This is a genomic window from Streptomyces sp. NPDC059454 (assembly GCF_042749965.1).
Taxonomy (GTDB): domain Bacteria; phylum Actinomycetota; class Actinomycetes; order Streptomycetales; family Streptomycetaceae; genus Streptomyces.
Genome location: NZ_JBHYVC010000028.1, coordinates 13,316 through 37,063 on the forward strand (window position 1 = coordinate 13,316; position 23,748 = coordinate 37,063).

The following is a 23,748-nucleotide window of genomic DNA, read 5'->3' on the forward strand; positions in this document are numbered from 1 at the left end:
CACGCGGTCCCCGCCCGACGGAGGGGAACAACAAGCATGACCACGAGGACAGAGCAGCAGCCGGCCGAGCCGCACGCCGCCGACAGCCACGATCTGATCCGCGTGCACGGGGCGCGTGAGAACAACCTCAAGGACGTCAGCATCGAGATCCCCAAGCGTCGGCTGACGGTGTTCACCGGTGTCTCCGGCTCGGGCAAGAGCTCCCTGGTGTTCGACACGATCGCCGCCGAGTCGCAGCGGCTGATCAACGAGACGTACAGCGCCTTCCTGCAGGGCTTCATGCCGAACCTGGCCCGTCCCGAGGTCGACGTGCTCGACGGCCTGACCACCGCCATCACCGTCGACCAGCAGCGGATGGGCTCCGACCCCCGCTCCACCGTCGGCACCGCCACCGACGCCAACGCGATGCTGCGCATCCTCTTCAGCCGGCTCGCCGCGCCGCACATCGGCCCGCCCGCCGCGTACTCCTTCAACGTCGCCTCGGTCTCGGCGACCGGCGGCTTCACCGTCGACCGCGGTTCCGACCGGACGAAGACGGAGAAGGTCAGCTTCAGCCGTACCGGCGGCATGTGCACGCACTGCGAGGGCCGGGGCACCGTCTCCGACATCGACCTCACGCAGCTGTTCGACGACTCCAAGTCGCTCGCCGAGGACCCCTTCACCATCCCCGGCTACACCGGCGACGGCTGGGTGGTGCGGGTCATCGCCGAGTCGGGCTTCTTCGACAGGGACAAGCCGATCCGTGAGTACACCAAGAAGGAGCGGCACGACTTCCTGTACCGCGAGCCGACCAAGGTGAAGATCAACGGGGTCAACCTCACCTACGAGGGGCTGATCCCGAAGATCCAGAAGTCGGTCCTGTCCAAGGACCGCGAGTCGATGCAGCCGCACATCCGGGCCTTCGTGGACCGGGCGGTCACGTTCACCGAGTGCCCCGAGTGCGACGGCACCCGGCTCAGTGAACCGGCCCGCTCCTCGAAGATCGGCGAGGTCAGCATCGCCGACGCCTGCGCCATGGAGATCCGTGACCTGGCCGCGTGGGTCCGCGGGCTGGAGGAGCCGTCGGTGACGCCGCTGCTGGCCAAGCTCCGGCACACCCTCGACTCGTTCGTGGAGATCGGCCTCGGCTACCTCTCGCTCGACCGGGCCTCGGGCACGCTCTCCGGCGGTGAGGCGCAGCGCACCAAGATGATCCGCCACCTCGGCTCCTCGCTCACCGACGTCACCTACGTCTTCGACGAGCCCTCGATCGGTCTGCACCCGCACGACATCCAGCGGATGAACAACCTGCTGCTGCGGCTGCGGGACAAGGGCAACACGGTGCTGGTGGTGGAGCACAAGCCGGAGACGATCGCCATCGCCGACCACGTCGTGGACCTCGGCCCCGGAGCCGGCACGGCGGGCGGCACCATCTGCTTCGAGGGCACCGTCGACGGTCTGCGGGCGAGCGACACCGTCACCGGCCGCCACCTCGACGACCGGGCCAGGCTGAAGGAGAAGGTCCGCGAGGCCACCGGCGCACTGGAGATCCGCGGCGCGAACGCCAACAACCTCCAGGACGTCGACGTCGACATACCGCTCGGCGTGCTCTGTGTCGTCACCGGTGTCGCCGGCTCCGGCAAGAGCTCCCTCGTCCACGGCTGCGTCCCGGCCTCCGAGGGCGTGGTCACGGTGGACCAGACCCCGATCCGCGGCTCGCGCCGCAGCAACCCGGCCACCTACACGGGCCTGCTCGACCCGATCCGCAAGGCGTTCGCCAAGGCCAACGGCGTCAAGCCGGCGCTGTTCAGCGCCAACTCCGAGGGCGCCTGCCCCACCTGCAACGGCGCCGGTGTCATCTACACCGATCTGGCGATCATGCAGAGCGTGGCCACGACCTGCGAGGACTGCGGGGGCAAGCGGTTCGACGCGTCGGTCCTCGAGTACCGCTTCGGCGGCCGCGACATCAGCGAGGTGCTCGCGATGTCGGTGACCGAGGCCGAGGAGTTCTTCCGCGAGGGCGAGGCACGGATTCCGGCCGCGCACCGGATCGTGGAGCGGATGGCGGACGTCGGGCTCGGCTACCTCACCCTCGGCCAGCCGCTCACCACGCTGTCCGGCGGCGAGCGGCAGCGGCTGAAGCTGGCCGTCCACATGGCCGGCAAGGGCGGTGTGTACATCCTCGACGAGCCGACCACCGGTCTGCACCTCGCCGACGTGGAGCAGCTGCTCGGCCTGCTCGACCGGCTCGTGGACTCCGGCAAGTCGGTCATCGTCATCGAGCACCACCAGGCGGTCATGGCGCACGCCGACTGGATCGTCGACCTCGGCCCCGGCGCCGGTCACGACGGCGGCCGGATCGTCTTCGAGGGCACCCCCGCCGACCTGGTCGCCGCCCGCGCCGGCCTCACGGGTGAGCATCTCGCGGCGTACGTCGGCGCCTGAGGCACTCGCCGTACGCGCCGGGGTGTTCTTCTACGCCCCGGCGCCGCGCGGGATGCCGTACGCCCGTTCCACGCGCAGGCGCAGCACCAGGCGCCGGTCGCGGACCATCGCGGCGCGGTAGTCGTCCCAGTCGGCGTGCTCGCCGTTGACGTCGCGGTACAGCCGGATCAGTTCCTCGACCGTCTCGTCGTACAGGTTTCCGGCGACGGGTGACAGCTCGGCGGTGCCCTCGGCGACCGTGTAGGCCCACCGGTCGTCGGTGGTGACGTGGTAGGAGGCGCGGGGGTCGCGCCGCAGGTTGCGGGTCTTGGCCCGGTCGTCCGTGAGCGAGACGCGGACGACCCGCTCGTCGGGGTAGTAGGCGTGCATGACGTTCGACAGCTGGGGCCGTCCGTCACGTTTCAGTGTGACGAGCACTCCGCCGTGCCGCTCGGAGAGCAGGGCGAGCAGTGCGTTCTGTTCGGCGTCCTGGGTCATGACTCGTTCAACGGCCCGCACCGGGCCGGTGTTCCTCCGAGGAGAGCGAGGAGAGCGATGACAGTGCTGCGGCAAGAGGCCGATCCCGCCGAGGCCGGACTGGACGCGGGGGCGCTGGAGCGCCTGGACCGGCACTTCGCCCGCCTGGTCGACGAGGGGAGGCTGCCCGGGTTCCTGGTGGCCGTCGCCCGGGGCGGACGCGTCGCACACCTCACGGCGTACGGGGCGCGGGACATCGCGGCGGGGCTGCCCGTGGAGAGCGACACCTTGTGGCGGATCTACTCCATGACCAAGCCGGTGACGGCCGTCGCCGCGCTGATGCTGGTGGAGGAGGGCCGCCTGTCGCTGGACGACCCGGTCGGCCGCCATCTGCCGGCGTTCGCGCGGCCGCGCGTGTACGAGGGCGGATCGGGTGACCAGGTACGGACCCGCCCTCCCGCCGGCCCCCTCCTCGTACGGCATCTGATGACGCACACCGCCGGTCTGACGTTCGCCTTCTACCACTCCCATCCCGTCGACGCGCTGTACCGCGCGGCCGGGCTGGAGTCGTCGGTGGCGCCGGGCGCGGATCTCGCGGGGACGACCGAGGTGTACGCGCGTCTGCCGCTGCAGTTCGATCCGGGCACGCAGTGGAACTACTCGGTCGCCTCGAACGTGCTGGGGCGGATCGTCGAGGTGGTGTCGGGCCGGCCGCTCGACGTGTTCCTCGCCGAACGGATCTTCCGGCCGCTCGGCATGACGGACGCCGGGTTCCAGGTCACCGACGAGCAGGCGGAGCGGCTCGCGGAGCTGTACGGGGAGTCCGACGACGGCGGCATCGAGCCGATCACGGGACTGCCGCTGCGGGGCCGGCCCCGGTTCCTGTCCGGCAGCGGCGGCATGGTGGCCTCCGCCCACGACTTCCACCGTTTCATGGAGCTGCTGCGCCGCCGCGGCGAACTCGACGGCATACGCCTGCTCTCCCCGGCGACCGTGGACCTGATGACCCGCAACCACCTCCCCGGCGGCGCCGACCTGCGCGCCTTCGGCAGCCGCCCCGCGCACGACGTGCCCGGCAACGAGGGCGTCGGCTTCGGCCTCGGCGTCTCCGTCGTCATCGACCCGTCCCGTACGCAGGCCCCGTCCGCTCCCGGCAGCTACGGCTGGAGCGGGGTGGCCACGACCACGTTCTGGGTCGACCCGGGCCGCGACCTGACCGTGCAGTTCCACACGCAGGTGCGGCCCAGGTCGTCCCACACCGTCTTCCGGGACCTCAAACGGCTGGTGCACGAGGCGGTGACGCGCTGACGGGCGTCAGGACAGGTGGGCCACCGCGTCCAGATGGGGCAGATGGTGGTCGAGGCGTTCCCGCTTGGTGCGCAGATAGGTGATGTTGTTCTCGCACGGCGGTATCAGCAGCGGCACCTGCTCGGCGACCTGGATGCCGTGCCGCACCAACGCCTCGCGCTTGCGCGGATTGTTGGACATCAGCCGCACCGAACGGACGCCCAGGTCCTGGAGGATCCCGGCGGCGGCACCGTAGTCGCGGGCGTCCACCGGGAACCCGAGCGCCAGGTTCGCCTCGACGGTGTCCAGGCCCTCCGCCTGCAGGGCCATCGCCCGCAGTTTGCCGAGGAGCCCGATGCCGCGGCCCTCGTGGCCCCTCAAGTAGACGACCACGCCCGCTCCTTCGGCGACGACCGCGCGCAGCGCCGACGCCAGCTGGTCGCCGCACTCGCAGTGCTGGGACCCGAAGGCGTCCCCGGTCAGGCACTCCGAGTGCAACCGGGTGAGGACACCGTCCGTGCCGATGTCGCCGTACACCAGGGCGACTTGCTCGTCACCGCGGTCGTGGTCCAGATAGCCGACCGCCTGGAACGTGCCGTACACGGTGGGCAGCGGCGCATTCACGACGCGTTCCACGCCGGTCCGTCGTGAGGGCTTCTTGCCGAGTACGCCTACTTTTTCTGTCATGATTCTCGAGTTCCTATGCAGAGACGAAAGGCCGTGACGATATGGGTGGTTCACAAAAGCGGTCGGCGGCATACGGCCCGGTGCACGGTCTGTTGCCGGCGGATACTACAGAGGATGTACGCAATCGGGGAGCCGGCGTCTCACGGCAGATCGCGGTACTTCCGGTCGGGAGTTTCGAGCAGCACGGCCCGTTCCTGCCGTTGGCGACCGACACGCTGGTCGCCTGTGCGATCGCGCGGGAGATCGCCGACGCCCACCCGGTGCACCTCCTCCCTCCGGTGACGATCTCCTGCTCCCACGAGCACGCGGCCTGGCCGGGAACCGTCTCCCTCTCCTCCGTCACGCTCCACGCGGTGATACGGGACATCGCCGACTCGCTCCGCAGGTCGGGCGTGGACACCCTGGTGCTGGTCAACGGGCACGGCGGAAACTACGTCCTGGGCAACGTCGTCCAGGAATCCTCCGCCCGCGGCGAGCGAATGGCGCTGTTCCCGGCCCCGGAGGACTGGGAGACGGCGCGTGTACGGGCCGGCGTCGCCACGTCCCTCCTCACCGACATGCACGCGGGAGAAATCGAGACCTCCATTCTTCTGCACACACATCCCGAATCACTCCGCCCCGGTTATGAGACCTCCGATCACACAGCGGACGACCGCCGCCACCTCCTCACCACGGGCATGTCCGCCTACACCGATTCGGGCGTCATCGGCCGCCCTTCTCTGGGCACGGCGGAAAAGGGCAGGGAAATCCTGGCAAGCCTGGCGGATTCGTTCGCCGCGTATTTCTCACTGCTGACCTCACCTTCCGGCCCGTCCGGGGAAGTCCGGGAACGAGGGACACATCCCAGCCCGTCCGGCGTCTGAGGACGAGGCCGAAGGCCGACAGGGGGTCCGGGGGCGTAGCCCCCGGGGATGGGACGGGAAGGGGCGGCGGGGGCGAGAACACCGGGCCCGCCACCCCGCACCCCCGCGTACCACCGGCCGACCAGCACCACCACACCCGGCAGGCTGGCCACCAGACTGAGCACCCCGTAGACGACCGCGACGGTCAGCCCCCGCCCCGCCCCGAGCCCAGCCGCCCCGAACGCCCAGGCGGTGACCCCCTCCCGGGGCCCCCACCCGCCCACGTTCAACGGCAGCCCCATGGCCAGCAACGCCAGCACGGCGAGCGGCAACAGCTGAACCACCGACGCGCCCGCCCCGGCGACATGGGCGGCGAGAACGAACATCCCGACGTACCCGGCCAGTACGACCGCGGACGACACAAGAACACCGGGCGCGTTACGACGCGAGCACAACCCCTCACGCGCCTCGGCCAGCACCCCCCGCCCGGCCCGCCGCCCCGGCGCCCGGTTCATCCGCACCGCCAGCACCACCGCACAGGCCCCCAGCGCACCGAGTCCCACCACCGGCGCGGCCTGCCGCACTTCATCGAGCACCGGCGACGGCATGCTCACCAGCACCACCGCCCCCACGGCGAACAGCGCGAGCTGCCCGGCGGTCCGCTCCAGCACCACCGCCCGCACCCCCCGCCCCATGTCCCCGGCGCTCTGCCCGTGCCGCACGGCCCGGTGGACGTCGCCCCACACGCCCCCGGGCAGCGCCGCGTTGAGGAACAGGGCACGGTAGTAGTCGGCGACAGCGGCCCCCAGCGGCAGACGGATCCCGATCCCCCGAGCGACCAGCGCCCAGCGCCACGCGCTGAACACGGTGGTCACCAGCCCGATCCCGAGTCCCGCGAGCAGCGTCGGCCCGTCGATACGGCGCAGCCCCTCCACCAGGACCCCTGTGTCGACGCGCCACAGCAGAACCGCGAGGATCACGACACCGCCGAGCGTGCCGAGCCGGGTGCGTACGACAGGGGTGCTGAGCCGGGCCGGAACACCGCGGAACCGCGCACTCATGCGGTCCCGTCCACCGGCCGGCACAGAGCAAGCAGATCACTGTGATGGACGACGACCCGCAACTCCCCCGCCGCACAAGCCTCCAGCCGCTCGGCCAGATATCCGTCGGCACGCGACGCCAGTTCCGGCCGCTCCTCCACCGCCGCGCCGACCCAGCCCCGCAGCCACTGCTCGGTCAGCTCGGCCTGCCCGGGGCCGAGCCGCCAGGGGCTCGGGTCGAGCCGTACGGTCGCGCCGTGTTCGGCGAAGACCTCGGCGGCGACCGTGACCGCGTCCGGACCGAGCAGTCCGCCCCGGCGCTGATGGGCGTTGAATGCCTCCGTGATCTCCTGGTCCAGCGGATGCGGCTCGGTCAGCTCCACCCGTCCGGCCACCGACAGCGTCAGCAGGGCCGGACAGCCGGCTCCCGTGCAGGCGGCGGCGAGGGCGGCGACCTCCTCGCGGGTGAGGACGTCGAGCAGCGCGGACGCCGTCACCAGGGAGGCGCCGGCCAGCGCGTCCGGGGTGAGCCGGGCGATGTCACCGCGCCGGGTCTCGACGGTGACATGGCTGCCGTCGGCGGCGGAGCGCGGGGAGGCGACGGCGGCGAAGTGCAGGAGGTAGGGGTCCCGGTCGTGCAGGACCCAGTGCTGGGCACCGTCGAGATGGGGGGCGAGCCAGCGGCCCATCGAACCGGTGCCGCAGCCGATGTCGTGGATGACGAGTCCGTCGGCCCGGCGCGGCAGATCGGCGAGCCGGATGCGCAGCGGGTCGAGCAGGTCGTACGCGCGGGCGGCGGCGTCGGCCGGTTCGCGCAGCTGGAGCCACTCGGGGGCGTAGCGGGCCGGTTCGTCGCCGCCGGTGTCCCGCAGCCGCAGGGTGGCCCGTTCGCCGGGGCGGGGCGCGGGGCCGGCGCCGGGGATGACGGACGGTCCGGCGGAGGTGGTGCCGGGTTCCACGGTGCCCCCTCGAGGTACGACGTCCCTGGGGCCGGGCCGGGCCGGAACCGTCCCGCCGTGCTGGGTGGTGGTCGCCGGTTTCGTCATGCGGCCCTCCGCGGTTCGGTGGGAAGCCGGCGCAGTACCGCCGCCAGGCTCTGTGCGGTGCTCGCCCAGCCGCCGAGCGCGGCCCGCCGGCTGCGGGCGGCGGCCTTGAGCCGGCGCCGCACGTCCGCCTCGCCGAACCAGCCGCGCAGTTCGGCGGCGAGGGCGGCGGGGTTCTCCGGCGGGACGAGGATGCCGGGCACTCCTCCGTCGGGTGCGCGGCCGACCGCCTCGGGCAGCCCGCCGACGTCGGTCGCCAGCACCGGGATGCCGCGCGCCAGTGCCTCGGTGACCGCCATGCCGTACGTCTCGGCGTACGAGGTGAGCACCATGAGGTCGGCGGCGGCATAGCTGGCGTCGAGGTCCGCGCCGGCCTGCGGGCCGGTCAGTTCCAGCCGGTCCTCGAGGCCGTGTTCGCGGATGAGGTTCCGCAGATGGGCGACGTATGCGGGGTCCTGTCCGAGTCCCCCGACGAGCGCGCAGCTCCACGGCAGGTCGGCCACCGCCGCCAGGGCCTCCACAAGACGGTGCTGTCCCTTGCGCGGGGTCACGGCGGCCACGCACAACAGCCGCGAGACGCCGTCGGTACCGGGCGCGAGGGGCGCGATGTCCGCGCCGGGGGCGGCGACATGGACGCGCTCGGGGGCCAGGCCGTGGTGGGAGACGAGACGTCGTACGGCCCAGTCGCTGGTGGCGATCACCGCGGGCACGGCCCGCAGCACCGTGCGCTCGCGGGCGTCCAGTTCGGCGGCGACGGCCGCGTCGAGCCCGGTCTCGTCGCCGAGCGGCAGATGCACGAGGACGGCCATGCGCAGCCGCCCCTCCTCCGCCTGGGGGACGAGGATCTCGGGCACCCCGCAGGCGACCAGCCCGTCGAGCAGGACGACGGCGCCGTCCGGCAGCTCGCGCAGGGTGCGGGCGAGTTCCGCGCGGGCGGCGGCGTCCGGCCGGGGCCAGTCACCGGCCACGGCGTGCCGGTGCACCTGCCAGCCGAAGCCGGGCAGGTCCAGGCAGACGCGCCGGTCGTAGGCGTTGCCGCCGCTGGGCGCGGCCGGGTCGTCGACGCCGCCCGGCATCACGAAGTGCACGGAGCGCAGGGACATGGGGATGATCCCGCCGTTCCTCGGAAGGGCCGCCTGCACCGGAACGTAGTCCAGGCGGGCGGCCTGGGCCCGGTCGACGGCCGTGCCGGGCACGTCCAGGGTCGTGTCGGTCACAGGGCACGCTCGTAACTCGCCCAGGCGATGTGCGACTCGTGCAGGGTGACGGCGATGCCCGCGATGCCCTTGGCGCCCTCGCCCAGCGCCCCTTTGTGGATGCGTTCGGCGAGCCGGTCGGCGATGACCTTGGCCAGGTACTCCGTGGAGGTGTTGACCCCCGCGAAGTCGGGCTCGTTGTCGAGATTGCGGTAGTTCAGCCCGCCGACGACGGCCCCGAGTTCCTGCGTGGCCAGGCCGATGTCGACGACGATGTTGTCCTCGTCCAACTGTTCGCGCCGGAAGGTGGCGTCCACGAGGAACGTGGCCCCGTGCAGGCGCTGGGCCGGTCCGAAGACCTCGCCGTGGAAGCTGTGGGCGATCATGATGTGATCGCGGACGGTGATGCTGAACAACGGACGACCCTCCAGGTGCGGCGCGTCTGCTCCCCGGCCGATCTGCGACGGGGATGCCGTGTAGTACGGCTGACCGCCTTCCCCTGTTCAGCGTCCGCCACGTCTTTTCTCAGGTCAGGCGTGCCGGTGCCGCTACGGGGTGTCGTAGCGCACGCGGTGGCACAGGGCCGGGATCTCTCCGGAGGCGAGACGGGGCATGACGTCGGGCAGGTCCTCGAAGGCGGACTCGCCGGTGACGAGGGCGTCGAGGGCGGGGTCGGCGAGCAGGTCGAGTGCGAGGGCGAGCCGGTCGGCGTAGCCGCGGTGCGCGCGGGCCGGGGAGACGGTGCCGACCTGGCTGCCGCGGACGGTCAGTCGCCGGGAGTGGAAGGCCTCGCCCAGCGGGAGGCTCACCTTCCGGTCGCCGTACCAGCTCAGTTCGACGACGGTTCCCTCGGCGCGGAGCAGTTCGAGCGCCCGGCTCAGTCCCTGCTCGGTGGCGCTGGCGTGCACGACCAGGTCGCATTCGCCGAGCGCGTCCCCGGGCAGCGCGAAACCGACGCCGAGCGCCGCCGCGGTCTTCGCGCGCGCCGGGTCGACGTCGACGAGCTGCACCCGTACGCCGGGGAACCGGGCCAGCAGCGCGGCCACCGAGCAGCCGACCATCCCGCCGCCGACGACGGCGATCCGGTCGCCGACCAGCGGCGCGGCGTCCCACAACGCGTTGACGGCGGTCTCCACGGTGCCGGCGAGCACGGCCCGCCCGGCGGGCACTCCGTCGGGCACGGGTGTGACGGCGTCCGCCGCGACGACGTACCGCGTCTGGTGCGGGTACAGGCAGAACACGGTCCGTCCGGCGAGCGCCTCGGGTCCCTCCTCCACCACGCCCACGTTGAGGTAGCCGTACTTCACGGGGGCCGGGAAGCCGCCCTCCTGGAACGGCGCCCGCATGACGGCGTGCTGGCTCTCCGGCACCCCGCCGCGGAAGACGAGCGTCTCCGTGCCCCGGCTGATCCCGGAGCAGAGCGAACGCACCAGCACCTCGTCCGCGCCGGGTGCGGGCAGGGCGACCTCACGGATCACCCCTCGTCCGGGCGAGTCGAGCCAGAACGCACGTGCGGTGCGGTTCATCGAAGTCCTCCTGAACGATCGGGAAGCCGCGCGCGTACCGAGTGGTGCACAGGCCGCGCACAAGGTAGCGGCGTTGATCGACTCTGTCATACGGCCGGAGGATGCTCGGTGGCCCTGAACAACAGTTACGACGCGAGGCTCGTACAGCAGGAGACCGCCGTGGGGGCGGGCGTACAGATCCTGTTGCTGGCCCTGATCGGTACGGCGATCGGCATGGGTCCCGCGGGCTGGCTGACCGGCCTCGCGTTCGCGATCGCCACCTGGGCGGTGCTCTCCCGGGCCCTGCACCGGTCCCGGCTGCGCTCCTTCGGCCCGGCGAACCGGGTCACGCTCGGCCGCGCCACCCTGGTGGGCGGGGTGACCGCGCTGGTCGCCGACTCGTTCCAGGACTCACCGCCCGTCTCCCTCTTCGTCGGCCTGACCGCCGTGGCGCTGATCCTGGACGGCGTGGACGGCAAGGTGGCACGCAGGACCGGTACGTCGACGCCGCTGGGCGCCCGCTTCGACATGGAGGTGGACGCGTTCCTCATCCTCGTGCTGAGCGTGTACGTGTCGATGACGATGGGCCCGTGGGTGCTGCTGATCGGCGGGATGCGGTACGTCTTCGTGGCCGCCGCACGTGTCCGGCCCTGGCTGACCGCCCCGCTCCCGCCGAGCACGGCCCGCAAGACGGTGGCCGCGCTCCAGGGCGTGCTGTTGCTGACGGCGGGCGCGGCACTGCTGCCCCACGCGGTCAACGTCGGTGTGGTGGTACTGGCACTGGGACTGCTGGTGTGGTCGTTCGGCCGGGATGTGCTGTGGCTGTGGCGGACGTCCAGGACAGAGACGGCTCCCGCCGCGCCCGAGGTGCGGCGGGAACTGGTCACGAGCTGACGGCCGGCCAGGAGTGCGGGCCCGCCGTTCCATGGGCGGGCGCTTCACAACCGGGTGTCGCGCAACCATGGCAGTGCGGTCCGGTCCGCCCTCCGTGCCGGCCATGTGGCCCGGGCAGGCCGGCGGCTGCTGCCTCGCACCGTGGGCGGCAACCCCTCGTCCGGCAAGGTGCCGGCAGCCGAGTCGCCGGGCCGGATTTCCCACCGCCCACTGTATGGCCTCGGGGCTCCCGTCCCCTTGCCCCGCCGCCTGCTCGCTACTCGAGACCCGCCGCGTCGAGGAGCCGGACCAGGTCCTTGCGCCCGTAGCCGAGCACGCGGGCCCGGTGGATCGCCGTCAGCATCAGGTGAGCGGCGATCACCCCCGCATGGCCGTTGCGGTCGACCCCGTACCACTCATCCGGCTTCTCGACACCCAGGCTGTTCATCACCAGCCCGTGCTCACGGCGGACCTCCGCGACGGTACCGGCGACCGCGTCCAGCAGCGTCCTCCCCGGCCGCTCGCACTTCAGTGCGAAGCAGCCCCGGTCGACCGGCACACACCCCTCCGGTGGACGCGCCCTCGGCCCCGCGTACCGCTCGTCCCCGAACCCGGTGTGCTCGAACTCGTCGTGCACCAGGGCGAACCGGTGGAACCCCGGCGGGACCGGAGGCGGTGGCGGCGTGTACGCCCACCCCGCGTCCTCGTACAACTGCCGCTTCACCTCCTCCTCTTCGGCGTGCGTCACGGTGAAGCCGGTGGCCTCGTTCCGCCCGGTCGTCGTGCCGTCGGGGTTGCGGTGGAAGTGCAGGCTCATGATGCGCTCCGGTCGTCCGTGTCGTGTCAGGACGGGAGATGTTCCCGTCACCGGATCGAACGGACCACCCGCCCCGCACGTGCCCGCATCGCACAGCACCACCCGATCGTGTGACGCTGTCCGCCGACGGCGACACCACCGGCCACGGCATCACCGCCCCGACGGACCGTTGTTGCGCCGAGGACGGTTGTCAGGGGTGGGAGTTATCCTCACAAGGCGCTTGTGACACATGTGTCTTACGACCACGGGGGGTGTCCATGCACGGCCATGACCAGAACTTCCCTCAGGACTGCCCGGGCGGTCACCCGGGCATGTCGACCGAGGCGGGGATCGACGTCCAGCGACAGCTGGAGTCCTTGATCCAGGACTTCCGGACCAGTGATCCTCCGATGCCGGTGATCGTGCTGCACACCGAGGACCCCGCCGACGACGGCCGGGTCACCGAACTCGTCGACGAGCTGAGCGAGGGGCAGCAGCGTCACGGCACCCGCCTGGCCGTCGCCCCGACCGAGCCGCAGCCGGGGGATCTCGATCCCACCACCCGGGCCGCGCGGCTCCTGGCCGACCTCGGCGACCCCGGGAAATGGGGTGACCGTTCCGCCTCCTACCGCCCCTACTCCTTCCCCCGCCTCAACCTGGTGCGCGCCCTCCAGGAGGCCACCGACGACCCGGAGATGCGCGAGCACTGGCCGACCGCCCCCGGCGGCACCCCGGACGGGAACGCCCAGCGGGAACGGGCCCAGACACACCTGCTGCGCATCCTGGCCCGACAGCGCTGGCGTCCCCGCAGACCCGTGCGCGAGAACCGGCTCATGCTGCTCAACGACGTGCAGCAGTTCCTGCCCATGGGCGTCCTGGGTGCCTTCACCGCGCTGCTCACCCGCCCCGAGTGGTACATCGCCGTCCTGGCGGGCATCGGACTGATGGTCCTCCTCGCCGGTCTGAACCACGTCCCGGGGCGCGCTCCCCTCTTCCTGTGGCTGCGCAGGGAGAGCCGGTGGTTCCTGACCACGACGTTCCTCCAGTCCGCCGCCCGCCGCCAGTCGACCAGCGTGCGGCTGCTGCGGCCCGTCCGCTCCTGGCGGGCCATAGCGGCCCGCGCCTACGACGTGGCCGAGGCCATGCGCGAGGGCGGCCCGTTCCCCCTCCAGCTGTACGTGCTGGCGCTCTTCGAGGACCTGCGCGACAACCACCGGCGCGGCAGCTGGGATCTGCGGGGATTCAAACGGACGCGCCCGCCGGTGCTGTTCCTGCGCCGAGCAGGCCGGGAGAACGGCGGCATAGAGTTGATCAGGGCGGTCAGCGACGTCCGCAGCCGGCGCAGTGAGCTCGACCCGCTGCTGATCGTGGCGGGTGTGGCGGCGGGCGACGCGGCACTGCTCGACCGGGACACCGACGCGCGTCCTCCGCTCGACCGGCCGCGGCAGCCCCCGTCCCAGCCCTCGTCCCAGCCCTCGCGTCTCCCGCAGCGGTTGCGGCACTGGTACGACGAATGGGCCGGGAACCTCCGGGCCGATCAGTCGCCGAGCAGGACGAACGCCCTGCCCTGGGTGCTCAGGATCCCGCTGCCTCCCGGCGAGCTGGTGGAGCTGCGGCAGCCGGACTGGCGGTGCGTCAGGGCGAGACACCGGCCGCCCGTGGCCCGCGTGGTGTGGTCGGTGCACAGCCTGCTCCTCGTCCTCGCCCTGGTCGTCACCGCTGGTGTCGTCCACGCCCGCGAACTGCACCGGACGTACTGCTCGGCGGGCCTGCTGACCGCCGACCGCGACACCGAGCGCCGTCCCGCGCCCGGCGGCGGCACGGAGTGCGTCGGCATAGCCACCGGAGACGTCCGGTTCGGCGCGCACCTGAGCGGCGGAACCACCGGGGAGGGCAAGCGGCTGCAGGAGCTGGAGAGGCTGGTGCGCGCCGAGAACGCCGAGGTTCTGCGCGACCACCCGGACGACTACGTCACGGTGGTGTACGCGGGGCCGCTGAGCTCCTCCTCGGTGGACCCGTCCCTGGTCAAGGGCGCCGAGGAGCTGACCGGCGTGTACCTCGCGCAGCGCGTCGTCAACGAGAACTACACGGTGAAACTGCGGGTGCTGCTCGCCAACGGCGGCGCGGACATGGGGCACCAGCGTGTCACCGCCGACGCGATCGCCGAGTACGCCGACCGCGACCCGACCGTCGTCGGCGTCGTCGGCTTCGGCCGCGACCTGCAGAGCAGCCCCGACGTCACGCGCCGGCTCCACGCCGTGGGACTGCCCATCGTCTCCGGCACCAACTCGGCGACCTACCTGCCGAAGGAGTTCTCCAACTGGCTCAGCCTCGCGGCCCCCGACGAGCACCAGGCCGAGGCACTCGGTCTCGTAGCCCGCCAGCTGCGCACCGGGGACAGCGCCCCGCACTCCCTGGTCCTGGCCCGCGACACCAAGGAGTCGCAGGACCGTTACACCGACGAACAGGCCCTGTACGGCGGGGAGATGCTGAAGCGGGAGGGCTTCCGGCTGCTTCCCGCGCGGCGCTACCGGGTGGCGAACGGCAAGCCCGAGCTGCGGCTGCACGCGGAGAGCATCTGCCGGGGCGAGGACGTTCCCTCGGTGATCTACTTCGCCGGGCGGGTCGAGGACATCGGACCGCTGATGACGCAGCTGAGCACCGAACCGGGCTGCGCGAACCGGCAGATCTCGATCCTCACGGGCGACGACCTGAGCAAGGCCCGGTTCTCCGGCACGGGCGGCCGCGACGGCGTGGCTCCGCGGATCACGCTGTACCACGCGGCCCTGGCCGAGCTGAAGGAGGCCGCGTCCAGGACCGCCTTCTACGAGGACGCCGCCAACTACCTCCCCTGGCTGGAGGACGGGAGGGCCACGTACGACGCCGCCGACTTCGCGAGCGGGCAGACCGCCCTCTCCCACGACGCCACGCGCGCCCTGTACTGGGCGGCCAGCCTCGGGGACGTACGCCAGAGCCGCGCGGCGACCTGGGTCAACCTCAGGAACGTCAGGCTCGACGGAATGGCCACCGGGACGATCGACTTCACCGACGCACCCCTGTACGAGGAACGGCACGGCCACAGCATCGTCCTCAACCGGGTCCGCCGAACCGGCGAGGGGGTCTCGAAGGCGGAGGTCCTGTGCAGCAGACCGGCCGGCAGCACCGAGCCGCTCGATGTGAGGGAGTGCTCCATCGAGTGAGCGGGCCGGCGGTTGTTACGCTCCCCGGGTGAGGATTCCGGGACCCGAAGAGATCCGCGCGCTGCACCAGAAGCACGCGCCCAACGCCGAGGCGTTCACGCTCGTCCACACGCACTGCGAGATCGTCTGGAGCGTCGCCGAGCGGCTCATCTCGGCCTCGCGCCTCGACGTCGACGCCGAACTGGTCCGTGCCGGCTGCCTCCTCCACGACATCGGCGTCTACCGCCTCTACGGCGACGACGGCCGCCTGGACCACGCGAACTACGTCCGCCACGGACTGCTCGGCCACGAACTCCTCGCGGAGGAGGGCCTCCCGGAGCCCCTGTGCCGGTTCTGCTCCCACCACACCGGGGTGGGGGTCACGAAGGACGACGTCCTGCGCCAGGGTCTTCCGATCCCTCCCGTCGACTACCTCGCGGTGACGCGGGAGGAGCGGCTGGTGATGTACGCGGACAAGTTCCACAGCAAGTCCCGGCCGTCGGCGTTCCTCTCCCCCGACGCGTACGCCGCCCACGTCCGCCGCTTCGGCGAGGAGAAGGTGACCGCGTTCGCGGCCCTGCGCGCGGAGTTCGGTGACCCGGACCTCGACCGGCCGGTGCCGTACGGGGGAGGCGCGGAGGGAGGCTCCGGGGCGGCCGCGGTTCACGCGTAGGGGTCGGGGATCACCTCGGTCGCCGACTCCAGGACCTTCTCCACCCGCAGGACGGCGCTGCGGACGACCCCCGCCTCCGCGACCAGCACATCGGGGACGTGGGACTCGTGGAAACGGAGGTATCCGACGGTGCCCACGGTCGTCGTGCGCGCGCCGAGCCACAGCACCATCCGGCGCAGGTCGTCGAACTCGTCGGGATGCGCCTCCTGCCGCACGGTCAGCGCCCACTGCGGCCCGTCGGAGCACAGCTGCCCGACCAGCGCGCCCCCGATCCGCAGCGCCGGCCCCCGGTCCCCCCAGAGGGGGTACGCGTAACCGTCGTCCTGCCGGCCGCCCTCCTCCCCCAGGTGCCAGCGGAGCAGGGCGAGGTCCCGCGGCGGGAGCGAACCCGGCAGGTCGAGCGTGAGCTGCAGTTCGTAGACGTCGGCCATGATCAGAAGGCTACGAGGCCCCGTGCCGGTGTCCTTCACGGCAACCCGGCAAAGACCCCGAACCGTCACGTCCGTTGATCTACTGTGACCGCATGACGACGAAGTCTCTCCCCAACCTCACCCCCACCGGCACCTGCTGGTGCGGCTGCGCCAAGAAGGTCGGCACCGGATCGTTCTTCGCTCCCGGCCACGACAAGGTGGCGGAGGCGGCGCTGCTCGCTGCCGAATACGGTTCCTCCGTCGCCCAGTTGCTGCACGGACACGGATACGGCCCCGGCCACTCGGTGAGCGCGCGTGCGGTGTCCGAGGGCGTCTGGCGGAAGTGCCCGGCGTGCGATTACGCCGGCGCACCGGCGAGCATCACCAACCACACGAAGAAGGCGCACGCCGCCACCATCGGCGAGCAGGCGCAGGGGGCGGAGCGTTGACCGAGCCGGACTCCAGCCGGCGCGCCGACCTGGAGAAGGCCGTACGCACGTACGGCGGCCACTGGGACACCGAACGCGGTCTGCGCGCACTGCGCGACGCGGGGCACGGTCCACAGGAGAAGCGCACTCGGCAGATCCTCCGTGATCTCGCGAGCGAGGGTCTGCTGGTGAAGGTGGCGGACCGGCCGGTCCGCTACAGCACGGTGCGGGCCGGCTGAGTCGCAGCCGGCCCGCATCACGGTTCCTGCCGTCATCCCGGTCAGGGCGTCGTCAGTGACGACGGCCCGCGGAGCCGACGACGTTGGGCCTGCGTGGGTTGAAGACCCAGACACCCTGGGACTGGGTGGCCCCCAGCACCCGACCGTTGTCCAGGAGCCAGGGACTGGCCTTCTGGAAGGGCGCGAAGTTGTCGTTGGAGACGATCACTCCGCCCACCTCTTCGGCGATGCTGATGACGAGGGCGTCTCCCCGGCCCTCGGTGCCCGCCGGCGGTTGCACCACGGTACCGGCGGCGATCGCCTCCTCCACCGCCGGACGCTCCTCGGCGGAGACGTCGTGCCGCAGGGTCGCGTCGACGACGACGTGGATGTCCCGGTCGGGGTTCTTGAACCGCAGCGACTTGATCGCGGCCTGCAGCGCCTGGAAGCTCGGCCTTCCACCCGCGGAGCGGGGCGGACGGCCGTTCCACGCAAGGTTCGAGCCGTCCACCACCAGGGCTGCGGCCGGCTGCTTGGCGTCCCTGACCGACTGGGCGAGCGACGCGGGCGTGGGCCGGACCGCCGTTCCCGCCGCTGCCGTGTCGCTCGGCCGACCCTGCGCCGGGGCCGTCGGCACGGACTGGGGATGCGTCGGCCGGGGCGCCTCGCGGCCGGTCGTGCGCAGCGAGAGGAGGTCGTTGAGCTCCCTCTCGATCTCCGGCGGAACGGTGCTGTCACCGAAGACCCGGACCTCGCCGTCGAGGACAGGCTGCCCGGTCTTCTGCAGTGTGGCCCTGACCGCCAGCAGGCCTTCCTTGCTGTAGGTGTACTCCAGGTCGAACGCGCCGTCCTCGGCCACCCGGGAGTGCTGCGGCGGGTAGGTGAGGACGAGTTCGGTGAGTTTGACGTTGTCGGGGTGGTTGACGGGCCGGTCGGGGTCGCCTTCCCACACCTCGACGGTCAGTCTGGACACGCCGTCCCTGGACGGCTGGTAGGACTTCTTCCGCTGCTGGGGAAGGCGCTGGTTGCGGTCGATCAGCGCGCTGAACTCACGCTTTCCGTACTGGTCCTTGGTGACCGTGCCGAGAGCGTGCGTGTTGACGACACGGATGATGCTCTTCAGTTCGCCGTCCATGGCGGCCGCGCAGATCGCGGCGCCCTCGGCGACCGCGGTCATCGGGTGACAGAGATCTGCGCCGACGAGTTCACAGTCCAGCGCTTCGGCCACGGCGTCGCGCACGGCGGGGATCTGGCTGCTGCCGCCGATCATCAACACGGCCTTGAGTTCACTCGGATCGATACGGGCCTGGTCGAGACACTTCTCGACGGGGTCGAGCGCCCGGCTGATGAGGTCCTGGATCGCGGTGGAGAACTCGTCCTGGCCGACCTCCACGGCGACGCCGTCCGGCGTGGTGATCCGCACGGACTCCTGGGAGGACAGCAGGATCTTGCTGCGCTCGATGTCCAGGGCGAACTGCCGCTGTTCGGACTCGGACCACTTCCTGCGCGCGGGTGCCCGGTCGAGCACCATGCGACGCAGCCGGGCGTCGATCTCCAGACCGCCGAGCTTGTTGACACCGCGGCTGGCCTTCTCGTCGAAGAAACCGTCGTCGTGCAGGAGCAGGGTGGCGTCCATGGTCCCGCCGCCCCAGTCGAAGACGAGGAACTCCCCGTCCTCCTCCATGGTGTGCGCGTAGGCGATGGCGGCGGCCGTCGGTTCGTTCAGCAGTGTCTTGACGGCGATGCCCGCCGCCCGCGCCGCCTCCCGGGTACGGAAGCGGGCCGCTCCCGTGGCGTTGGCCGGCACGGTGATCACGGCCTCGCCGATCTCCGTCGCGGCTTCCTCCTCGGCGGCGGTGGCCATGGAGCGGAACACCCCGGCGGCCGCGGTGGTGGCGGCGAACCGCCGCCCGCCGACCGTCACGAGGGGCTCTTCGCGCAGTAGCCGCTTGCACGCCTCGACTGCCTGCTCGGACCGCAGTTTGGCCTCCCAGCCGAACAGCGCTCCGGTGCGGAGGGAACTGGTGCCCACCACCGAGGGGTAGAGCTTCTCGAAGCCGGGACGCTCCCAGTCCGCGTCGAGTCCCTGGCCACCGAGTTCCAGGATCTCGACGTACTCGCCGTTCCACTGGGCGGCCACCGAGTTGGTGGTGCCGAAGTCGATGCCCGTCGTCATTCTTCCTCCCCCGCTGCAGGACCGGGCACCCGCCGGAGGTGTCCGGCCAGAATGACCTTTCCGGTCACTTCGTCGACGTATGCCGGGCGCAGCACCTCGAACGCCTCGCCTTCGCCCTCGGTGACGACGAACCGGTCGCTCTCCTCGGGTTCGGCCACCCGGAGGATGCGCAGTGCCCGCAGGTGTTCCCGCATCGCCCCGCCCAGCAGGTCGCCACCGTGCGCCGTCTGCGCCCATACGAGAGCGTCGACCTCCGCGAGGCGTCCCGCGAACTGGGTACGGGTGCGGAACTCGTCGAGGACCGCCTTGCGCACCGCCACGTTCAGAGCGGTGGGCGGCGGGGCCTCGCCGGCGTTCGCGTCCGCCAGGGCGGCGGGTACCCGCTCGACGACTCCCTGGATGATCGTCTTGGCGTCGATGGGCTCCGGCGCTTCGGGCGCGGCCTGTCCCTGTGCGACGACGGGCTGCTCCGCCGATTCCTGCCGCTTCTCCCTACGGCGCTTCAGTCCGCCGGGCTTGTGCGGCGCGTCCGCGTGGTTCTTGCCCGGCTGTATCTGCCCGCAGTGCGGGCAGGGGCGATGAGCACGCTCGTTCTTGGGGATTTTCTCCCCATTGCGTGCCGTGGTCTTCTTTTTCGCGGCCATGGACTGGTTGCGCCTCGCTCACCGTCGTGCGTTCTGTCGGGATGGACCGTCAGCGGGTGGACCCGTGCCGGTCGAGATGCGGTGGTGTGCTGCGGAAGTCGTCGAGCAGTTCGACGGCCGCCAGGGCGCGGATGGACTCGAGGTCCGCGCCGCTCGTGAGGGCGGTCCGGCGTGCCATCGGCTCCAGCGGCGGCACCAGTCGCCTGGGCACGGTGTCGGGCAGGTCGTACCGGTACCGGTCGAGGGGCACCCGGAAGAAGACGTCGAACCCCGCCTCGTGACGCGCGGCCTCGTCGATCCGGCCTTCCGCCAGGTTGAGCCGGGCCTGGGCCGCCTGGTCCCCCTCTCGCTCGTACTCGCGGAAGAGGTCACGGCAGTGCCGGTCCCAGCCCTCCTCCCCGTGGTCCAGGCCGAGTTCGAGGAACGGGTTCGTCATCATCCCCCGTTTGTTCTTCGTCGTGGCCCTCCAGGTGCGCACTTGCGTGAGATTGCGCTGGGCGACAGGGTCACCGTTCTCCGCGGCCTTCTCGGCGTACGTCTCGGCGAGGGCCAGTTGCTCCCTCGCGGCACGGTCGTTGTCGGTCTCGGGTGAGGTGACGGCGGCGACGTACGCGGCGACGGTGTACGCCTCGTCCATGAGGTCGGCGGGCGGGGAAGGGGCGTTCCTGCGCTCCCGCACGAAGGACTCGGCCTGACGGCCCGCCCCTTCCAGGTCGCCGGACCTCAGCAGGTCGTAGGCCCGGTTGAGCGCGACCAGGGCGTAGAAGTCACTGCGTCGGGGGTCGACGGGTGCGGTCGGCCGCCACAGCGCGGCCATCAGCTTCCACAGTCCTCGGTCGCGGACGGTGTCGCCGTCCCACTGGCCGACGAGCGCCCCGGACCTGAGGTCGCGCAACTGGATCTGCTGGGCGCGCGGCAGCGCCGCGTCCAGAGCGTCCAGGGACGACAGCTGACCGTCCCTGACGACGTCGTACAGCAGGTCCCACACGTCCTCGGGTTCCTGCCTCATGATCGTCTCGTCGGCCAGGAACGCCCTGCGGCGCAGCATGGCCTGCCATCCGAGCCGCTCGGCCTCCTGCGGACCGATCGAGTTCGGGGTGAGGCGGGCCCGCAGGTAGAGCGCTTCCTCCTCGCCGCGTGCCTGCCAGGGCTCGTCCTCGGCCAGCAGACCCCCGTGGTCCACGAGGTCGTCGAGGACGGAGAGCGGAGCCCAGGGGAGGACGTGAGCCAGGACCGTGTTCGGCACGGGGATCGCGCCCCGGGTGGCCGCGGTGGCGAACAGGGAGAAGGCGGGTCCGCCCGAGACCGCGCGGGACCTCGTGCTGACCAGTTCGAGGCCGGGAGCGGTCGAGCACAGGATCCGACACCGCTCCGTTCCCGGCTCGTTGAGCCAGCGCACCTCGGCGGCCCACAGGCTTCGCAGGTGTCCGAGAACACTGTGCGGCTCCAGGGCGGCGAGTCCCGCCCGGACCGCCGGGAGCAGGGTCTCGCGGTCCGGCGTCCCGGCGACGGCCCGGTCCAGCGTGTCCCGCTGGTCGTCCGTCAGCGCGGGCGCCTCCACGATGTCCCGCAGTACCGCCAGCACCGCGTCGACGGCTTCGCCGCCGTTGACGCCGAGCCAGCGCCACTTCCGCTGGGCGAAGCCGCTCGCGCCGGCCTGGCCCTGGCTCGACCGGCGCTCGCGCGCTCTGGCCAGGCGCTCCTTCTCGGCGGCTATCGCCGCGCGGCGGGCGGCGACCGGGTCCGTCATGTCGTACACGCCGACACTGTAACCGTGCACGAGAACTTCACCCACCCCTCCCCTGAACAGCGAATTCGCAGGTAGCATGCCCGCCGGGGCCCGGAGTGCGGTGCCGGACGGAAGCACGCCCCGCACTGCCTCAGCCGACCCTCTTCCACTCCTGGCACCCGTTGGTCTTGAAGTACTCCCCGCTTTTGAGCGTCACCCGGCCCTGGCCGCTGAGGTTGTTGTTGGTGATGATGGAGTCGAACTCGCCGCTGGCGTCCTTCGCACGCTCCCAGTAGCAGTCGAACTCGTCCACCGGACCGGCGGTCTTGTAGGTGCCGGCCTTGATGTCCTCGCCGACCAGGTACTCGCCGTCGCCGGAGAAACCGGCCGCCGGTCCGGGCTTCTTGGTCTTCTTCGGTTTGGCGGTGACCGTCTCGGTCACCGTCTCGGTGACGGTGGGAGCGGGTTCGGGGGCTTCGGCCTCGGCGGTCTCGGTGACGGTGACCGTGGGGCGGGGTGCGGCCTTGGTGTCGGCGGTCTCCTCGACGGTGTCCGCCGAGCCGCTGCCGGCGCCGATGCCGACGCCGATGAACAGGGAGACCAGCGCGACCGCCCCGTACGTCAGCCACCGTCTGCGGCTGGGGGCGGGCTGTCCGGGACCGGTGGGTGTGCCGAGGCCGAAGGGGCCGGCTCCCTGAGGAGTGTGGTCGGGGAGCGGGGGAGGCTGGTGGAAGGTCATGGCGTGCTCCGTTTCCGGCGTACGTGGTGCGTGGTGGGTGCGCTGTGGGGCGTCCGGGCGTGCGCCGGGGTTCAGAAGCCGCGGATCTTCCGGCCCGCCTCGGTCGCCGGGTAGAGGATGGCGTCGGCGACTCGGCCGCCGGAGTCCTTGACACCGCCGAAGTTGAGGCGACCCGACGCATTGGCCTTGGCGGCGACACCGTCCCAGTACGCCGCCTCCTTTTCCCAGCGGATGCCGTCAAGCAGCCGGTCCAGTTCCTCGGCGGTGATCCGGGAGGCGGCATCGCTCCAGGGCAGGGTGTGATGGACGGCGATCCCCGTCCCTGCAAGCACCGCGGGGACGGTGAGTGCGCTGCGACCGGCGAACTCGGAAAACCGGTCGGTGATCAGTCGCGCCAGCAATGGCACGACGAGGGTCTCGACCTCCCCGGCCTCGGCACCGGCGGGAAGTTCCTCCTCCTGTACCGACTCGCCCGAACGTGCGATGCCACCCTTGCCGTAGATGCTGGTGACGACGAGGTTGCGCAGCGCGGACAGCGTGACGACCTCACGGTCTCCGCGACCGAGCTGCCGCTTGCTCGCGTTGACAAGCCGGCTGAACGGCACGCGCTGTCCGTCCACGTCGACCTTCACCGAGTCGGCGACCAGGTGCGCGAGCCGGGTGCCGTAATCGCGCTGGTCCATGGACATGGCCAGGTTCTTGGCCACGTCCACGCCCTGCACGTTGCGGTCATAGAAGATCTGCCGCGCGTCGGCGGGGGCGAGGTCGACGTACAGCTCGAACGGCAGGCGCACCTGGGCGAGTTCGGGATACGTCAGGCCGTACTTCTCGGGGTCGTCGTAGAGGTCGTGCCAGGCGGTGGTCTGGGTCTCGCCGTCGATGGCGACGACCATCGTGCCCGGCGCGACGGTGAGGGTGCGCAGGCCGCTGCCGGGGAGGAGTTCGTCGCTGAGCGCAGCGAGCGGTCCGGCGTGCCAGAGGGTGACCGGCGGCGTGGACCAGGCCGCGCCGAGCTCGCCCTTCAGCCCGGCGGCGATGTACTCGGCGTACGGGCCGACGTTCTTGCCCTTCTGCGAGGACTTCAGCGTGCGCTGCACGGTGGCCCGCAGCTCGGCGTGCCGACGCACCAGGCCGGACGCGGCCTTCAGCCTGCGCGGGTCCTCCTCCGCGCGGGGCGAGGGCACGAGCTGGACGAGCGTCGGCACGGACATCGTCCCGACGACGGCGTCGGCGCGGAACGGCATGACGGTGAGCTGGGTGCCCTCGACGACGGCGGTCGGCATGGTCAGACGCATGGGACTCCCCCGGAGTTCTGTCGAACGGCTTCCAGTCGGAAGCAGACCCAGGTAAGCATGAAAACGAAAGCACCGTCAAACAGATTGACGGGCTTGACGGGTGCTGTA

21 protein-coding genes and 1 pseudogene are annotated in these 23,748 nt (G+C 71.6%); 8 read left to right on the forward strand and 14 right to left on the reverse strand.

The window, feature by feature from the left end; all coding sequences use genetic code 11:
* Positions 1-36: 36 nt before the first annotated feature.
* Positions 37-2,424 (forward strand): ATP-binding cassette domain-containing protein, encoded by a 2,388-nt coding sequence (locus ACFXAE_RS20335; RefSeq protein WP_384716487.1) that lies wholly within the window; start codon positions 37-39, stop codon positions 2,422-2,424.
* Positions 2,425-2,454: 30 nt separating this feature from the next.
* Here ACFXAE_RS20335 and ACFXAE_RS20340 read toward each other — a convergent pair whose 3' ends face one another.
* The gene (locus tag ACFXAE_RS20340; RefSeq protein ID WP_384716490.1) at positions 2,455-2,901 is read right to left on the reverse strand and encodes a PPOX class F420-dependent oxidoreductase; all 447 of its coding nucleotides are present in this window, start codon (positions 2,899-2,901) and stop codon (positions 2,455-2,457) included.
* Positions 2,902-2,958: 57 nt separating this feature from the next.
* On the opposite strand from ACFXAE_RS20340, the gene ACFXAE_RS20345 reads away from it, so the two are divergent.
* The gene (locus ACFXAE_RS20345; RefSeq protein WP_384716493.1) at positions 2,959-4,188 is read left to right on the forward strand and encodes a serine hydrolase domain-containing protein; all 1,230 of its coding nucleotides are present in this window, start codon (positions 2,959-2,961) and stop codon (positions 4,186-4,188) included.
* A 6-nt stretch (positions 4,189-4,194) separates the two neighbouring features.
* Here the strand turns inward: ACFXAE_RS20345 and ribA are convergent, their stop codons facing one another.
* On the reverse strand, positions 4,195-4,854 hold the full coding sequence (gene ribA / locus ACFXAE_RS20350; protein ID WP_384716496.1) for a GTP cyclohydrolase II: 660 nt from the start codon (positions 4,852-4,854) through the stop codon (positions 4,195-4,197).
* Between the two features lie 41 nt (positions 4,855-4,895).
* Here ribA and ACFXAE_RS20355 point away from each other — a divergent pair, with 41 nt between their 5' ends.
* Positions 4,896-5,717: a creatininase family protein gene (locus tag ACFXAE_RS20355; RefSeq protein ID WP_384716499.1), complete on the forward strand. Its 822-nt coding sequence runs from the start codon at positions 4,896-4,898 to the stop codon at positions 5,715-5,717.
* Positions 5,718-5,863: 146 nt separating this feature from the next.
* On the opposite strand, the pseudogene ACFXAE_RS20360 reads toward ACFXAE_RS20355, so the two are convergent.
* From ACFXAE_RS20360 to ACFXAE_RS20380, 5 genes and pseudogenes are all read right to left on the reverse strand, one after another.
* Positions 5,864-6,757 (reverse strand): annotated as a pseudogene (locus ACFXAE_RS20360) (lysylphosphatidylglycerol synthase transmembrane domain-containing protein); the annotation flags it as partial.
* The gene (locus ACFXAE_RS20365) at positions 6,754-7,782 is read right to left on the reverse strand and encodes a trans-aconitate methyltransferase (RefSeq protein WP_384716502.1); all 1,029 of its coding nucleotides are present in this window, start codon (positions 7,780-7,782) and stop codon (positions 6,754-6,756) included. The gene ACFXAE_RS20365 and the pseudogene ACFXAE_RS20360, both read right to left, overlap by 4 nt.
* Positions 7,779-8,996 carry a glycosyltransferase family 4 protein gene (locus ACFXAE_RS20370; RefSeq protein ID WP_384716504.1) on the reverse strand — a complete coding sequence of 406 codons (1,218 nt, stop codon included), beginning with the start codon at positions 8,994-8,996 and terminating at the stop codon, positions 7,779-7,781. The genes ACFXAE_RS20365 and ACFXAE_RS20370 overlap by 4 nt, the downstream gene beginning before the upstream one ends.
* Positions 8,993-9,391, reverse strand: a complete 399-nt coding sequence (locus tag ACFXAE_RS20375) for a 6-pyruvoyl tetrahydropterin synthase family protein (protein ID WP_384716507.1) — start codon at positions 9,389-9,391, stop codon at positions 8,993-8,995. The genes ACFXAE_RS20370 and ACFXAE_RS20375 overlap by 4 nt, the downstream gene beginning before the upstream one ends.
* A gap of 132 nt (positions 9,392-9,523) precedes the next feature.
* The gene (locus ACFXAE_RS20380; RefSeq protein WP_384716510.1) at positions 9,524-10,501 is read right to left on the reverse strand and encodes a zinc-binding alcohol dehydrogenase; all 978 of its coding nucleotides are present in this window, start codon (positions 10,499-10,501) and stop codon (positions 9,524-9,526) included.
* 108 nt (positions 10,502-10,609) lie between these two features.
* On the opposite strand from ACFXAE_RS20380, the gene ACFXAE_RS20385 reads away from it, so the two are divergent.
* The gene (locus ACFXAE_RS20385) at positions 10,610-11,374 is read left to right on the forward strand and encodes a CDP-alcohol phosphatidyltransferase family protein (protein ID WP_384716513.1); all 765 of its coding nucleotides are present in this window, start codon (positions 10,610-10,612) and stop codon (positions 11,372-11,374) included.
* Between the two features lie 256 nt (positions 11,375-11,630).
* Here the strand turns inward: ACFXAE_RS20385 and ACFXAE_RS20390 are convergent, their stop codons facing one another.
* Positions 11,631-12,170 carry a hypothetical protein gene (locus tag ACFXAE_RS20390; protein WP_384716516.1) on the reverse strand — a complete coding sequence of 180 codons (540 nt, stop codon included), beginning with the start codon at positions 12,168-12,170 and terminating at the stop codon, positions 11,631-11,633.
* A 311-nt stretch (positions 12,171-12,481) separates the two neighbouring features.
* Between ACFXAE_RS20390 and ACFXAE_RS20395 the strand changes: the two genes are divergently transcribed.
* Together ACFXAE_RS20395 and ACFXAE_RS20400 are read left to right on the forward strand one after the other, a co-directional pair.
* The gene (locus ACFXAE_RS20395) at positions 12,482-15,349 is read left to right on the forward strand and encodes an ABC transporter substrate-binding protein (RefSeq protein WP_384716650.1); all 2,868 of its coding nucleotides are present in this window, start codon (positions 12,482-12,484) and stop codon (positions 15,347-15,349) included.
* Positions 15,350-15,377: 28 nt separating this feature from the next.
* Positions 15,378-16,001 carry an HD domain-containing protein gene (locus tag ACFXAE_RS20400; RefSeq protein WP_384716519.1) on the forward strand — a complete coding sequence of 208 codons (624 nt, stop codon included), beginning with the start codon at positions 15,378-15,380 and terminating at the stop codon, positions 15,999-16,001.
* Here ACFXAE_RS20400 and ACFXAE_RS20405 read toward each other — a convergent pair.
* Positions 15,992-16,432: a hypothetical protein gene (locus tag ACFXAE_RS20405; protein WP_384716522.1), complete on the reverse strand. Its 441-nt coding sequence runs from the start codon at positions 16,430-16,432 to the stop codon at positions 15,992-15,994. The two genes, ACFXAE_RS20400 and ACFXAE_RS20405, sit on opposite strands and share 10 nt — an antisense overlap.
* 92 nt (positions 16,433-16,524) lie before the next feature.
* Between ACFXAE_RS20405 and ACFXAE_RS20410 the strand changes: the two genes are divergently transcribed.
* Together ACFXAE_RS20410 and ACFXAE_RS20415 are read left to right on the forward strand one after the other, a co-directional pair.
* Complete coding sequence (locus ACFXAE_RS20410) at positions 16,525-16,860, forward strand: hypothetical protein (protein ID WP_384716525.1); 336 nt, start codon at positions 16,525-16,527, stop codon at positions 16,858-16,860.
* Complete coding sequence (locus tag ACFXAE_RS20415; RefSeq protein WP_384716527.1) at positions 16,857-17,078, forward strand: hypothetical protein; 222 nt, start codon at positions 16,857-16,859, stop codon at positions 17,076-17,078. Before ACFXAE_RS20410 ends, ACFXAE_RS20415 begins: the two co-directional genes overlap by 4 nt.
* A gap of 52 nt (positions 17,079-17,130) precedes the next feature.
* On the opposite strand, the gene ACFXAE_RS20420 is transcribed toward ACFXAE_RS20415, so the two are convergent.
* The 5 genes from ACFXAE_RS20420 to ACFXAE_RS20440 all read right to left on the reverse strand — a co-directional run bounded on the left by ACFXAE_RS20420 (position 17,131) and on the right by ACFXAE_RS20440 (position 23,640).
* On the reverse strand, positions 17,131-19,233 hold the full coding sequence (locus ACFXAE_RS20420; RefSeq protein ID WP_384716530.1) for an Hsp70 family protein: 2,103 nt from the start codon (positions 19,231-19,233) through the stop codon (positions 17,131-17,133).
* Positions 19,230-19,877, reverse strand: a complete 648-nt coding sequence (locus tag ACFXAE_RS20425) for a hypothetical protein (protein WP_384716533.1) — start codon at positions 19,875-19,877, stop codon at positions 19,230-19,232. Before ACFXAE_RS20425 ends, ACFXAE_RS20420 begins: the two co-directional genes overlap by 4 nt.
* A 49-nt stretch (positions 19,878-19,926) precedes the next feature.
* Positions 19,927-21,627 carry a hypothetical protein gene (locus tag ACFXAE_RS20430; RefSeq protein WP_384716653.1) on the reverse strand — a complete coding sequence of 567 codons (1,701 nt, stop codon included), beginning with the start codon at positions 21,625-21,627 and terminating at the stop codon, positions 19,927-19,929.
* Positions 21,628-21,757: 130 nt separating this feature from the next.
* Positions 21,758-22,345, reverse strand: a complete 588-nt coding sequence (locus tag ACFXAE_RS20435) for a hypothetical protein (protein WP_384716536.1) — start codon at positions 22,343-22,345, stop codon at positions 21,758-21,760.
* A gap of 71 nt (positions 22,346-22,416) precedes the next feature.
* Positions 22,417-23,640, reverse strand: coding sequence for a DNA sulfur modification protein DndB (locus ACFXAE_RS20440; RefSeq protein WP_384716539.1), 1,224 nt, complete (start codon positions 23,638-23,640; stop codon positions 22,417-22,419).
* Positions 23,641-23,748: the final 108 nt, after the last annotated feature.